Genomic DNA, 12,320 nt, shown 5'->3' with positions numbered 1-12,320 from the left:
TTCGCGTCGGCGCTCGTCCTGTCCACCTATTGGAACTGGTTGCTCCCGCCGTTCTTTTCCTCGCTCAACCGCAGCCGCGCCCTCAAGCCCATGATCTCGGCCATCGCGGCATCGATCATGGCGAGAAGGGTCAACGTGTCGTGCTGGGTCGGATCGGCCCTGACATAGGCGAGTTGGTTCAGTATATCGGTGTCATCTTCGGTTTGTTCGCTCATGCGCATCGTCCCGGCTGTTGTCTCCTGGATCTTCGTCCGATCGGATCGATCGTCCTTTTATCACGTCATCGTGCGGATGGCCCGCCGCATTGGCCACCAGTTCCTGGCGCGGTCCCCACCGTGCTTCGGTTACGTCCTCGGAGGCAAGATGGAGAACATCGGTGTGAGGCTTCGGCTCGGTGGGGCACTGGTCTGCCTGCTGACATTGCTGTTGCCCGCGAGCCCGATGGCCGCGGGTCTGAAAGACGCCACCGCCGATACGCTCGACCGCTGCCTGGATGAGCCAGCCAATGGCTCTACGGCAGGCCAAACCGACTGCGAGGCGACGGCATCAAGCGACTACGATCGCCGCATGAATGCCGCTTATGCGACACTCCTGCGCAAATTACCGCGCCAGGCAGCGCAAAATCTTCGTCTGTCACAACGCGCCTGGCTGGCCTTCCACGACAGCGAGGCGAAGACACGGGGCGCTCTCTATGAAACAAGGCAAGGCACGATGTACGTGCCCATGCAGGCTGCCGACGCCACCAACATCATCCGGGATCGCGCCCTTCAGCTGGAGGGCTATGTTCGTGTCATGGCAATAGAGGATGCCGAATAGCGGCTGGTCGCCGCTCCCATGGCCACGCGACAGCATTGAACCTTGCCGGCGGTCATTTCCTGATCTTGCGAATAGACGAGACATTGCCCTCGCCATGCTGTCTATATGCGTGCTGCTGTACTCTAGTCGTCGGGGGGACGAGTTGGAGCTCAAGTTTCTGTTGGTCGGCTTTGCCTGCGCGGTCGCCGGCATGCTGTCGATCGTCACCTTCCTGAAATGGCTCGAGGTCAAGGCGGCCAGCCGCTGGTTGCCGACGCCTGGAAAGATCGTCTCGTCGCGCGTCGAGGCGCGCGAGGTGACAAGCTCGGGTACCGGCTCGGAGAGCAGCACCTCGACCGAAATCCGCAACTTTCCGGCCATCACCTATGAGTACAAGGTGGGCGGCAAGACATTTCAAAGTTCGCACTACAGCGTGCAGGAGAACCTCGGAAATTTCGAAGTCGCGGAAACCCTTGCGCGGTTTCCGCGTGGCGCGGCGGTAACCGTGTTCTATGACCCGTCCAGCCCGGGCAAGGCCGTGATCGAGCGCACCATGCCGGACGGCGCCTTCAAGTTCATGGTCCAGCTTTCGGCGGGGCTCGTGGTTGGTGCGCTGGTGTTGGTGTTTTCGGTCGGTGGCGTGCTGGAGGCTATCGGGCCGCATCTGCCCAAGCCGCGGAACCTCGGTGCGGCGGCATTCCTGCTGTTCATGGGGCTTTTCGTGCTGCGCATGGGCTTTGCCCAAAGATCGATGGCCGGGCAGGCGGCAACATGGCCGACCGCCGCCGGCCGTATCGATGCGTCCGGCCTGCAGGCGATCAAGACCCGCGACCGGTTTGAGGGCGGTGGGTACCGGCCCTGGCGCACGGTGTTCAAGTCCCGCATCGTCTACAGCTATGGTGTCGCCGGACAGCGCTACAGCGCCGATCGCGTCGCTTTCGGCGCCAGCGTGACGGCCTCGCTGCCCGGCCTCGTCGGCGGTCAGGCGCGGCGCTATGTCGAGGGCAGCAAGGTCGACGTTCGCTATGACCCCGCCAACCCCGCCTCGGCGGTGCTCGAATGCCGGGTGCGTGGGCTATGGCTGCTGTGGGTCTGCTCGGCAGGCTTTCTCGGCGGCGCGGCCTTGCTAGTCGGGTTGGTCTGAGTGTCATCGCCTTGAGCAGCGCACGAGAGGTCCGCTGTCGAATCCGCGCCAGCTCAACCGCACCGTCGCGCCGTCGATTTTGATATGGATGGTGCGAGAAAATGGCTCGTCGAGCGATGGGTCCGCGCCGTAGCACTGGCTGGCACGAACCACCCAGCCGATGGCGGTTTTGCGAAAGATCGCGTGCTCGCAGCCGAGGTTGGGAAACGACAGGGCCGACTGATCCACAGTGAAGACAGTCTGGCGCTGGACGTCGGCGGTTGCATAGCAGTTCAACCTATCGCTGGACCACGTCCCGACATAGGGCGCTGCCGCTACGGCCGGCACAATCGCAGTTGCGGAGATCGCTATGATCAGTGCCAAACGCTGCATCTTTTGTCTCCTGGGCCGCTGCGTTCGATCATACAGATTGCGGGTTTGTGTGGCGCAAGTTTTCGATCGAGGCACGATAAACGCAGCGGTTCCGGATTTCGCTTATGGTTTTGTACGGATGATGCGACTGTGCGGCCCGGCACGCAGCCGGCCTTGCTTCACAACAGATTGCCCGAGATTTCGATGATCATTCGCAAACTGGCCTTCGTTGCCCTGGGTTCGCTCGGGCTCATGCAAGCGGCGGGCGCCAAGGAATGCCTCCTGAGCCACGCCACCTACCAGGAGCCACGCTCGGGCGCGGTCATGCAATTCCGGCCGCTGGGCAACGAACCGGCGGCACTGACGACGCAGGTGTTCTCGCTGGCCGTGCCTCATACCGGCATAAGCCTGCCGGCCGATATTACCTGGACCAACGGCAAGAACTCGTTTCCGCTCGGTACCATCCGCCACCCCTGCACCGACGACGACCGCGAAGCGGGTCTGCAAGACGACAGCGGGCTTTGCCGGATATGGGACGGGCAGGTCTATGCCCTGACCGGAGGCGGCGCCGAGCAACTGAATTCGCACGAAGCGACACCGGCGCCGAAAGGGCTATTGCTGCCGCAGTTCGGTGCGATGTTCAGCGAATGGTCCGACTTCGCCAATGCCAACCCCGCCGGCTCAGCCTGGGATGCCTTCACTTTGACAGGATGCAGCGATGAATAGCGCCATGAGATCGATCGTCTGGACCTGCGCCCTGTTCGCGTCCGTGACGGTATCTGCCGGGGCGCGTGCGGAGGAGCCGGTACCATCGCGGCAGCCGATCGACAAATGCGTTTGGGAAAAACTGACGGACAAGACGATCGGCCTGGTCGCATGGGCGCAGCGCTGCGATTCCGGCTTTCGCCAGATCCATTTCGAGTTTGTCGGCAATGCGCTTGCCATCAAATACAGCGATGGCGGTGCGCCAGATCCGCTTGTCGAGGTGCTCGACATCCAGCCTGGCGAAACCGCGGAGGCTGCCATGCGGCGTCTGTTCCTGGAAAAGACCGACAAGGCCGTCAGCGCCCGCTGCGTGCTCGCGCCTTACACGGAGGGCACCGTGCCCGCCGGCGTCAAACGCTACACATTCAGCCCCGACGCCGCTTATGCGAAAGAGCTGAAGGCGCAGGCCGACCCTGACGAGGTCCCCGAACCGCCCTGCGGCGACTGGGGCGAAATGCCTGACGGTATCCAGTATTTCGAGGTGCCGGCAGGTGAGGGACACAAGCTGCTGTTCGTCCGCGTGGGCCAGGATGAGCCGTTGTTTGATGAGCAGACGCTGCGGGTGTTGCCCTAGGGTGAGGAGCCGCGGTCAAGCCAGATCCTAGCCACACAGATCGTGGCTGCAACTGGCAGGCTATATTCGCGGAACATTAGTGATGATCTGCCTCTAGGCAGTGAGTTCATAAACGCCGAACGGCCCAAGATGAAATTGAAAGCAGACGATGAGCTTGCTATTCTCCAAACATGAAGCATGACCGCCTTTGCGCAATCGCTCACAACTTCGCTGACTCAATGGCAAGTGGGCTGGGTTTTGTTGTCGGCTTCTGCCAAACCGAGGTGTTCGAAGAGGCTGCGATCAGCCCAGGTGGAGTAATCGAGATCGACTTCCTGCGTGGACGTGTTGTTAGAGGTCGCGCTTCGCAACGGTTGGAAAGCGCCGCGATCACATTCGGGCAAGCCTTCCCCGACTTCTGCAAGAAAAACGGCGCCGAAGCGACTGATTTTCAGAGCTTCCTAGCCGCGTTTGATGCCAGAGGAGAATGGCGCCGTGCGATGCTGACCGTTGTAGACAGCAAGGGCCGCCGTTCACTTACAGAGTATGGCGGCGTCCCGTTGAAGCGGTTGAGAGTTCTGGACACTCTGGGCCGTATACGTCGAAAAACAAGGCAGATCGAAAAGGCGGGCCAATAGCAAACGTCGTAAACGGGATCGATTTCCCGATTGGGGCTTTCAAGTTGTCCCGTATGCCGCTTTCAACGACGCCGAAATCCAGAGTTGTCGGCGTCGTTGCATTTACGACCTTTGGGCTCGAACAAACCCCTCAGCTGCACCCGCTCGTGGCACCGCAAGTATCGCACTTCTCGCAAGTCCCGTTCCTTACCATCGTAAAGTTCTGGCATTCGGAGCAGGAATTGCCGGTGTAGCCCTGCAGCAGCGACTTGGCGCGGCGGTCGGCGGCGAGTTTCTTCGCTTCGGCCGCTTCATGGGCCGCCGTATCGGTGAACAGCGCCGCGGTGGTATCGGTCGAGGCATCGGAGGCCGCTTCCTCGAAGGCGATGTCTTCCGCCAATTCCCTAGCCCGCTCCTCGTAGTCGCGCTTGTAGGCGACCGCCTCGTCGGTTGCAGGCTTCAAGGCCAGCACGTTGGAGCCGGAGAAGGCTGTCGGCGCCGAGCGGGCAGGGGTGCCGGAGCCGGCAAAGCCCTTCGGCTCGCCTGCCCTCGACACCAGCTTCACCGGCGAACCGCGGGTCAGGCCCTTGGAGACTGCGTCGGTCTTGCCTTCGCTGATGCCACGGCCGAGTGCGGTGTTGGAGAAATCCGACTGGTCGACATGGGCGAGATCGTTGCGGCCGAGATACGAAATGGCCAGCTCACGGAACACATAGTCGAGGATCGACGTCGCGCTCTTGATGGCATCGTTGCCGATGACCATGCCGGCCGGCTCGAACTTGGTGAAGGTGAAGGCGTGCACATATTCGTCGAGCGGCACGCCATACTGCAGGCCAAGCGAGATCGCGATGGCGAAGTTGTTGAGAAGGCCACGCAGGGTGGCACCCTCCTTGTTCATGTCGATGAAGATCTCGCCGAGACGCCCATCGTCATATTCGCCGGTGCGCAGGAAGATGGTGTTGCCGCCGATCTTGGCCTTCTGCGTATAACCCTTGCGGCGGCCGGGCAGCTTTTCCTGCTCGCGCGACACGCGTTCGATGATGCGTTCGACGATGCGCTCGGTGATCTGCGCGGCGCGCGCCGCCGCCGGTGCCTGGATCAGCTGCTCGACCGCATCATCCTCATCCTCCTCGCCATCGGCGAGCAGCGACGCATTGAGCGGCTGCGACAGCTTCGAGCCGTCGCGGTAGAGCGCGTTTGCCTTCAGCGCCAGCTTCCACGACAGCATGTAGGCGCTCTTGGCGTCCTCCACCGTCGCGTCGTTCGGCATGTTGATGGTCTTGGAAATGGCGCCGGAAATGAAGGGCTGCGCCGCCGCCATCATCTGGATGTGGCTGTTGATCGACAGCGAGCGCTTACCGATCTTGCCGCAGGGGCTGGCGCAGTCGAACACGGGGAGGTGTTCGGCCTTGAGGAAGGGCGCGCCCTCCAGCGTCATCGCACCGCAAACATGGATGTTGGCGGCCTCGATGTCCTTCCTGGAGAACCCCAGCGCCGGCAGCATTTCGAACGAGAAGTCGTTGAGCTGCTCGTCGGTGAAACCGAAGGTCTCCTTCACCCAGTCGGCGCCGAGCGTCCACTGGTTGAAGACGAACTTGATGTCGAAGGCCGACTTCAGCGCCGCGTTGAGCGCCGCGATCTTGTCGTCGGTGAAGCCCTTGGCCTTGAGCGAGCCGGGGTTGACGGCCGGCGCCTGGTTGAGATTGCCGTGGCCGACGGCATAGGCCTCGATCTCGGCGATCTGGCTCTCGGAATAGCCCAGCGTGCGAAGCGCTTCCGGCACGGCGCGGTTGATGATCTTGAAATAGCCGCCGCCGGCGAGCTTCTTGAACTTCACCAGGGCGAAGTCGGGCTCGATACCGGTGGTGTCGCAATCCATGACCAGGCCGATCGTGCCGGTCGGCGCGATCACGGTTGCCTGTGCGTTGCGGTAGCCATGCTCCTCGCCGAGTTCGATGGCGCGGTCCCAAGCGGCCTTGGCGTGGATGGCCAGATCCTGCTGCTTCAGGTCCGATGCGACGAGAGGCACAGGATTGACGGCCAGCTTCTCGTAGCCGTCCTTGTCGCCATAGGCGGCGCGGCGATGATTGCGCATGACGCGCAGCATGTTCTGGGCGTTGCGGTCATAGTCCGGGAAGGCGCCGAGCTCGGAGGCCATCTCGGCCGAGGTGGAGTAGGCGACGCCGGTCATGATGGCGGTCAGCGCGGCACAGATGGCGCGGCCCTCGTCGGAATCGTAGGGAATGCCCGAGGTCATCAGCAGGCCGCCAATATTGGCGTAGCCGAGGCCCAGCGTGCGGTAGTCGTAGGAGAGCTTGGCGATCTCCTTCGACGGGAACTGCGCCATCATGACGGAGATTTCCAGCACCATGGTCCACAGCCGCACGGTGTGCTCGTAGGCTGCGATATCGATGGTGCCGTCGGTGTTGCGGTAGGGCAGCAGGTTGATCGAGGCGAGATTGCAGGCCGTGTCGTCGAGGAACATGTATTCCGAGCACGGGTTGGAGGCCCGGATCGCACCGGCCGAAGCGCAGGTGTGCCAGTCGTTCATCGTGGTGTTGAAGTGCAGGCCGGGATCAGCCGACGCCCAGGCGGCGTAGCCGATCTTTTCCCAGAGGTCCCGCGCCTTCAGTGTCTTCAAGACCTTGCCGTCCTTGCGGGCGGTCAGGTGCCAGTCTGCGTCCTCTTCAACGGCGCGCAGGAAATTGTCCTTCAGCGACACCGAATTGTTGGAGTTCTGGCCCGAAACGGTGAGATAGGCGTCGGAATCCCAGTCGGTGTCGTAGGTCTTGAACGACATCGAGGTGTAGCCCTGCTTGGCGAACTGGATGACGCGGTAGATGTAGTTTTCCGGCACAGCCGATTTCTTGGCCAACTTGATTTCGCGCTTCAGCGCCGTGTTGATGGCCGGATCGAAGCAGTCGTTGTCATGGCCTTCGCAGTTCACGCAGGCCTTCATGATCGCTTCGAGATGCTTCTTGACGATCTTGGAGCCGGTCACCAGCGAGGCGACCTTCTGCTCTTCATTGACCTTCCAGTCGATGAATTCCTCGATATCGGGGTGATCGGCGTCGACGATGACCATTTTCGCCGCACGGCGCGTCGTGCCGCCCGACTTGATGGCGCCGGCGGCGCGGTCGCCGATCTTGAGGAAGCTCATCAGGCCGGACGAGCGGCCGCCGCCGGACAGCTTTTCGCCTTCGCCGCGCAGCAGCGAGAAGTTCGAGCCGGTGCCGGAGCCATATTTGAACAGGCGCGCCTCGCGCACCCACAGATCCATGATGCCGCCCTCGTTGACGAGGTCGTCCTGCACGCCCTGGATGAAGCAGGCATGCGGCTGCGGATGCTCGTAGGAGGATTTCGACTTGGTCAGCTTGCCGGTGAACGGATCGACATAGAAGTGACCCTGGCTCGGACCGTCTATGCCATAGGCCCAGTGCAGGCCGGTGTTGAACCATTGCGGCGAGTTCGGCGCGACGCGCTGGGTCGCCAGCATATAGGCAAGCTCGTCACGGAAGGCGCGCGCGTCTTCCTCCGAAGCCTTGAAGTAGCCGCCCTTCCAGCCCCAATAGGTCCAGGTGCCGGCCAGCCGGTCGAAGACCTGGCGGGCGTCGATCTCGGAGCCGTAGCGCTCGGCCTCGGGAAGCTTGGCGAGTTCGGCTTCGTCGGCGACGGAACGCCACAGGAAAGAGGGGACGTCGTTCTCCTCGACCTTCTTCAGGCGCGCGGGAACGCCGGCCTTGCGGAAATATTTCTGAGCCAGGATGTCGGCGGCGACCTGGGAAAACTGCGCAGGCACATCGATGTTGTCCAGGCGGAACACCACCGAGCCATCCGGATTCTTGATCTCGGAAAGCGCCTTGCGGAATTCGATCTCCGCATAAGCGGCCCCTTCTTGGCCTGCATGTCCTGGCTTGGTGAAACGACGCTCGATGCGCATTGGTCCGGTCCCTTTTGTCTACATATAGCGCTTTCATCAGGGGATTTCTGCCCCAAAAGACGAAACGCGCAGTCCGCCGTTTGCCGGCATTGCGAACAATGCCGGCATCTCCTCTTCGCAGGCTCGGCCACGCACACGACAATACGCCTTGCCAGGCATCTGCCGAGGCTGCCAACCGGCCCGCGGGCCCCTCAAAACTGAATTTTTCGATTCCCTCACTCGAGGGAAATTCACACTATCTAGCGTCGAACTTAGCTGCAAACACTAAATATAGTATTAACAGACAATTTATTCCAGTCCGACAATTCTCCCTTTCGTCGCCCACCCAACCCACGATCCCAACGCTTCCGCCGGCCTCGTAAACAGGCGGAAATGCGGGCAAAACGCACATAATCCGGGAAAAAGACCGGGCTCAGAACTTTCCGGTCTCGCTCTCAACAGGAGCGCATGGCCTATAAAAGGCGACTCGTTTCGAGCCGTCAAGGATTCGTTTGCGTAGCTTTTGTGACCCCAACATCTTGTGTGTCACACATGTGGATAACGGGGATAGAATCGACCCGCCGTCGGCCATCTGCCCGGCGGCAAGCCGGTGCGATCGTTGGCCAGCGGCACGGGCGCTGCGAAACATTTGCTGGATGCCGCAAAAAGCCAGCCAAGCCGGTGGGCCGGGCCTCAGCCGTAGTGTAGCTTCGGCTTGGGTTCGGTCCCGTTGAACTGTACGCCGATCCGGTCGCTGCGGCGCCAGCGGACCTCGCAGCGATAGGCGACGCCGTCGAGCGGTATGTAGAGAAGGAAATGATCGGGAACCCTGGCTTCGGCCGGTAATTTCAGTTCGGCGCCGCCTGCATGCTGGTTGCGCACCGTACAGGCGACTTCGGAATTCTGGATCCCCGTGATGACTGTTCCACCTTTGAGCACGCGCGGGCGATGCTCGCGCTGCGGCTCGCCGGGGTCGTGCTGAAGTGGGTCTGCGGGATTCGCCATCGATCAAACGCCAGGAACGATCGATCCTAACCACCAAAAATTAGCAAACCCTTGCGGCACAAGGTTGTGCGTCTGCCGCGAAAGGCGTCGATCAGGAGAACCTGCGTGGGTCGGCACAGAAATAGGCGATGATCTGGCAAAGGTCGGGTTCATTGACCATGCGCACCGCTTCGCTGGAGCTGACCCATTTGCGGGTGCGGGAGTGCTTTTCCTTCCAGCGGTCCGCGATCTTGTCGACGTGCAGTGGGAACACCAGAACCTCGCAAGGCACTTCTTCGCCCGAAGCCAGCACCTTGGCATAGAAATAGCGGCCGGCTTCGAGATGAGAGATGTTTCCGCGCAAACCGGCTTCCTCGGCGGCCTCGCGGGCGGCCGCTTCGCAGAGCGGCTCCCTGGCTTCCGGCCAGCCTTTTGGAAGCACCCAGCGGCCAGTATCGCGGCTGGTGATCAACATGACCTCGACGCCATTCCCGACATCGCGCCAGGGCAGGGCGGCAACCTGCAGACGGCACGGCGCCGTGCCAAAGAGTCGCCTGACCCTTTCAGCAAGGTGGTTGTGCGTCGTTGGCCGTGTCAACATCGGAGAAGCTAGCCCCAGCCTCCAGAATCGTTTGCCGTCTCATGAATCTTACGGCTAATTGTGACCAATAAAAGTAAAAACTTCGGTCACGCTGGCTGATTTCCACCAACAAGGGTCGATTTCACAGGATATCTTGGCGGCGGGTGCCTCCGCGCAAGCAAATATTGGCCGTCGGCGCTGGCTTGATTGGAAAAAAGCAGCTTGCCGCGAATCAGCCGGCGTGATCGTCGGCGATTGGCTTCTGATAGGTGAAACCCATGTCCCAAGGGAAATAGATCCAGGTGTCCTGGCTGACCTCGGTGACGAACGTATCGACCAGCGGCCGGCCTTTCGGCTTGGCGTAGACGGTCGCGAAATGGGCCTTCGGCATCATTGCCCGCACGATGCCGGCGGTCTTGCCGGTGTCGGTCAGGTCGTCGACGATCAGCACGCCGGCGCCATCGTCGGCCAGCAAGGCCGGTGTGATCTCCTTCAGCACCTGCAACTGCCCTTGGCTGGTGTAGTCGTGATAAGAGGCGACACAGACCGTCTCGATCACGCGGATGCCGAGTTCGCGCGAAATGATCGCCGCCGGGACCAGGCCACCACGTGTGATGCACACGATAGCCTTCCACTGACCTTTGCTAGTGCCGGCAAGCCGCCAGGCAAGTGCGCGCGCGTCGCGATGGAACTGGTCCCAGGAGACCGGGAAGGCTTTTTCGGGAAGGGACATGTCTCGCGCACTCCACGGCACGCGGCGGCCGCGTGCAAGAAACAGGGGAATGCGCGCGGAATTAACTGGAAACCCCCGGACTTGGCAAGGGTGGCCGGCAGCAATCGCTGTGGACTTATCGCGACAGGAAGGCCGCGACCTGTGCCGAGCGCAGCACCGTGCGTGTTACCCCGCCGAAGAGCAGCTGGCGCAGCCAGGAGTGGCTGTAGGCGCCAAGCACCAGCAGATCGGCGCCGGTCTCGGTGATCCTGTTCTGGATTATGTCGTCGACCGAGGTGCCGCCCGATTTCTGCACCGAGACGCTAACGGTGGCGCCGTGGCGCGACAGGGCCGACGCGATTTCGGCGCCCGCTGCCTCCGGGCGCTCTTCGAGCGTATCGGGCGGATCGATGACCAGTATGTCGGTTTTCTCAGCCTCGATGATGAAAGGCAAGGCATCGAAAGCGGCGCGCGCGGCCTCCTTGCTGCCGTTCCAGGCGAGCAGCACGCGTTTGAAGGTGGTGACCAGCGGGCCCGCACTCGGTACCACCAGCACCGGCCGGCCGGCGTCGTAGACAAGCGTATCGACGTCGGCGCTCGGATCGCCGCCGGTCTCACGTTGGGCGGCGATGATGAGATCGGCGGCGCGCACGCTTGAGATGCCGGTCAGTGCGCTGTCGCCGGAGAAGCTCTCCAGGCTGCGCCATTCGAAGGAAAGGCCGGAATCCTCGATCCGCTTCAGGAAGACAGCCTGGAGTTTGTCGGCCCGCTCCCGGTTCATGTCGGCGGAAACCTGCAGGAACTCCGTATCGGGAAAGCCCGTCGCCGACGTGTAGGGCACCGGGAGCGCCTCGGCATGGATGCCGATCAGATGGCTCTCGAAGCGGCTGGCAAGCGGAATGGCGCAGTCGAGCACCCGCTCGGCGTCCTGCTCGTTCTGCAGAATGGCAACGATGGTCTTGAAACGCATGATGACCCCTCGATCGTGCGAGCGACGAGCCCCGCGCCATGGAAACGCTGTAGCGTCGTTCTTGGTTCCGGTTTGCAGCGGATCAGCTCGCCTCAGCCGCGAAGCCTGCCACCATGGCCTCGACGTCGGCGCGCGCGGCTTCAAGCGCCTCCGCGCTGCGGGCACGAACGACCAGTTCGGTCCAGAACTTGCCGTCGCCATACTTGGGGTAGGAGCCGATGATCGTATCCGGATGGGCTTTCTGGATCTCGCCCAATGGCCCGCCGACAAGGCCCTCGCCGAACGGACAGTGCACCGTGGCCGACAGCATTTTGGTGCCGGCTCTCAAGGTCGGCACGACATTGTCGAGCATGGCCTGGAAGATCGAGGGCACGCCGGCCATGACATGGACGTTGCCAATGCGGAATCCGGGCGCCACGGAGACGGGGTTGTCGATATGGTCGGCGCCGCGCGGCATCCGCGCCATGCGCTTGCGTGCCTCCGTGTATTCGATGCCGCGCGCGGCATAGCTCGCCTCCAGCAGGGCATAGGCCTTGGCATCGTATTCGCAAGGCACGCCAAACGCCTTGGCGATCGAATCGGCTGTGATGTCGTCATGCGTCGGGCCGATGCCGCCGGTGGTGAAGACATAGGTATAGCGCGCGCGCACGGCATTCACCGCCGCGACGATCTCGTCTTCCTCGTCGGGAACAATGCGTACCTCCTTCAGGTCGATGCCGATCGCCGTCATGATATCGGCGAGATGGCCGATGTTCTTGTCCTTGGTGCGGCCGGACAGAATCTCATCGCCGATGACGAGCATGGCGGCAGTGACGATTTCAGGCATGGAACGCTCCGGCAGGACGGGTCGCCTGAAATAGCGCGGCGGATGGGCGGCGGCAATGCCGTCCAAAGGCGAACGATCCGACACGTCCACCACACCTGCATTGC

General features: G+C 62.1%; 13 protein-coding genes. 5 read left to right on the top strand and 8 right to left on the bottom strand.

Annotation, left to right across the window (positions count from 1 at the left end; all coding sequences use genetic code 11):
- Positions 1-26: 26 nt before the first annotated feature.
- Entirely contained in the window at positions 27-215 is a 189-nt protein-coding gene (locus LB554_RS02095) for a hypothetical protein (RefSeq protein WP_224582949.1), read from the bottom strand.
- On the opposite strand from LB554_RS02095, the gene LB554_RS02090 reads away from it, so the two are divergent.
- Entirely contained in the window at positions 214-816 is a 603-nt protein-coding gene (locus LB554_RS02090) for a lysozyme inhibitor LprI family protein (RefSeq protein ID WP_224582948.1), read from the top strand. The two genes, LB554_RS02095 and LB554_RS02090, sit on opposite strands and share 2 nt — an antisense overlap.
- A gap of 142 nt (positions 817-958) precedes the next feature.
- Positions 959-1,939, top strand: coding sequence for a DUF3592 domain-containing protein (locus LB554_RS02085; RefSeq protein WP_224582947.1), 981 nt, complete (start codon positions 959-961; stop codon positions 1,937-1,939).
- Between the two features lie 3 nt (positions 1,940-1,942).
- Here LB554_RS02085 and LB554_RS02080 read toward each other — a convergent pair whose 3' ends face one another.
- A complete protein-coding gene (locus LB554_RS02080) occupies positions 1,943-2,311 on the bottom strand; it encodes a hypothetical protein (protein WP_224582946.1) in 369 nt (122 codons plus the stop codon).
- A gap of 183 nt (positions 2,312-2,494) precedes the next feature.
- Between LB554_RS02080 and LB554_RS02075 the strand changes: the two genes are divergently transcribed.
- From LB554_RS02075 to LB554_RS02065, 3 genes are all read left to right on the top strand, one after another.
- Positions 2,495-3,016, top strand: a complete 522-nt coding sequence (locus LB554_RS02075; RefSeq protein WP_224582945.1) for a hypothetical protein — start codon at positions 2,495-2,497, stop codon at positions 3,014-3,016.
- A gap of 4 nt (positions 3,017-3,020) precedes the next feature.
- Positions 3,021-3,629: a hypothetical protein gene (locus LB554_RS02070; protein ID WP_224582943.1), complete on the top strand. Its 609-nt coding sequence runs from the start codon at positions 3,021-3,023 to the stop codon at positions 3,627-3,629.
- Between the two features lie 170 nt (positions 3,630-3,799).
- Positions 3,800-4,246 carry a hypothetical protein gene (locus LB554_RS02065; protein WP_224531112.1) on the top strand — a complete coding sequence of 149 codons (447 nt, stop codon included), beginning with the start codon at positions 3,800-3,802 and terminating at the stop codon, positions 4,244-4,246.
- Between the two features lie 130 nt (positions 4,247-4,376).
- Here the strand turns inward: LB554_RS02065 and LB554_RS02060 are convergent, their stop codons facing one another.
- The 6 genes from LB554_RS02060 to LB554_RS02035 form a co-directional block, all read right to left on the bottom strand.
- On the bottom strand, positions 4,377-8,165 hold the full coding sequence (locus tag LB554_RS02060) for a vitamin B12-dependent ribonucleotide reductase (RefSeq protein ID WP_224582941.1): 3,789 nt from the start codon (positions 8,163-8,165) through the stop codon (positions 4,377-4,379).
- Positions 8,166-8,837: 672 nt separating this feature from the next.
- The gene (locus LB554_RS02055; protein ID WP_015318086.1) at positions 8,838-9,149 is read right to left on the bottom strand and encodes a PilZ domain-containing protein; all 312 of its coding nucleotides are present in this window, start codon (positions 9,147-9,149) and stop codon (positions 8,838-8,840) included.
- Between the two features lie 91 nt (positions 9,150-9,240).
- On the bottom strand, positions 9,241-9,729 hold the full coding sequence (locus tag LB554_RS02050; protein WP_015318085.1) for an NUDIX hydrolase: 489 nt from the start codon (positions 9,727-9,729) through the stop codon (positions 9,241-9,243).
- A 211-nt stretch (positions 9,730-9,940) separates the two neighbouring features.
- Positions 9,941-10,441, bottom strand: coding sequence for a xanthine phosphoribosyltransferase (gpt, locus tag LB554_RS02045; RefSeq protein ID WP_015318084.1), 501 nt, complete (start codon positions 10,439-10,441; stop codon positions 9,941-9,943).
- Between the two features lie 115 nt (positions 10,442-10,556).
- Complete coding sequence (locus LB554_RS02040; protein WP_224582939.1) at positions 10,557-11,390, bottom strand: universal stress protein; 834 nt, start codon at positions 11,388-11,390, stop codon at positions 10,557-10,559.
- Positions 11,391-11,472: 82 nt separating this feature from the next.
- Positions 11,473-12,216 carry a competence/damage-inducible protein A gene (locus LB554_RS02035; protein WP_140823593.1) on the bottom strand — a complete coding sequence of 248 codons (744 nt, stop codon included), beginning with the start codon at positions 12,214-12,216 and terminating at the stop codon, positions 11,473-11,475.
- Positions 12,217-12,320 lie beyond the last annotated feature (104 nt).

Source organism: Mesorhizobium sp. CO1-1-11, from assembly GCF_020164995.1.
Classification (GTDB): domain Bacteria; phylum Pseudomonadota; class Alphaproteobacteria; order Rhizobiales; family Rhizobiaceae; genus Mesorhizobium; species Mesorhizobium australicum.
Note: the sequence above shows the minus strand (reverse complement) of the source record. Positions and strands in the feature narration are given on the sequence as shown.

Excerpts from the sequence above, each read along its gene's own strand:
- LB554_RS02090 (WP_224582948.1), top strand. The coding sequence starts at position 214 with ATGCGCATCGTCCCGGCTGTTGTCTCCTGGATCTTCGTCCGATCGGAT.
- LB554_RS02095 (WP_224582949.1), bottom strand. The coding sequence starts at position 215 with ATGAGCGAACAAACCGAAGATGACACCGATATACTGAACCAACTCGCC.
- LB554_RS02080 (WP_224582946.1), bottom strand. The coding sequence starts at position 2,311 with ATGCAGCGTTTGGCACTGATCATAGCGATCTCCGCAACTGCGATTGTG.
- LB554_RS02075 (WP_224582945.1), top strand. The coding sequence starts at position 2,495 with ATGATCATTCGCAAACTGGCCTTCGTTGCCCTGGGTTCGCTCGGGCTC.
- LB554_RS02070 (WP_224582943.1), top strand. The coding sequence starts at position 3,021 with ATGAGATCGATCGTCTGGACCTGCGCCCTGTTCGCGTCCGTGACGGTA.
- LB554_RS02065 (WP_224531112.1), top strand. The coding sequence starts at position 3,800 with ATGAAGCATGACCGCCTTTGCGCAATCGCTCACAACTTCGCTGACTCA.
- LB554_RS02060 (WP_224582941.1), bottom strand. The coding sequence starts at position 8,165 with ATGCGCATCGAGCGTCGTTTCACCAAGCCAGGACATGCAGGCCAAGAA.
- LB554_RS02055 (WP_015318086.1), bottom strand. The coding sequence starts at position 9,149 with ATGGCGAATCCCGCAGACCCACTTCAGCACGACCCCGGCGAGCCGCAG.
- LB554_RS02050 (WP_015318085.1), bottom strand. The coding sequence starts at position 9,729 with ATGTTGACACGGCCAACGACGCACAACCACCTTGCTGAAAGGGTCAGG.
- gpt (WP_015318084.1), bottom strand. The coding sequence starts at position 10,441 with ATGTCCCTTCCCGAAAAAGCCTTCCCGGTCTCCTGGGACCAGTTCCAT.
- LB554_RS02040 (WP_224582939.1), bottom strand. The coding sequence starts at position 11,390 with ATGCGTTTCAAGACCATCGTTGCCATTCTGCAGAACGAGCAGGACGCC.
- LB554_RS02035 (WP_140823593.1), bottom strand. The coding sequence starts at position 12,216 with ATGCCTGAAATCGTCACTGCCGCCATGCTCGTCATCGGCGATGAGATT.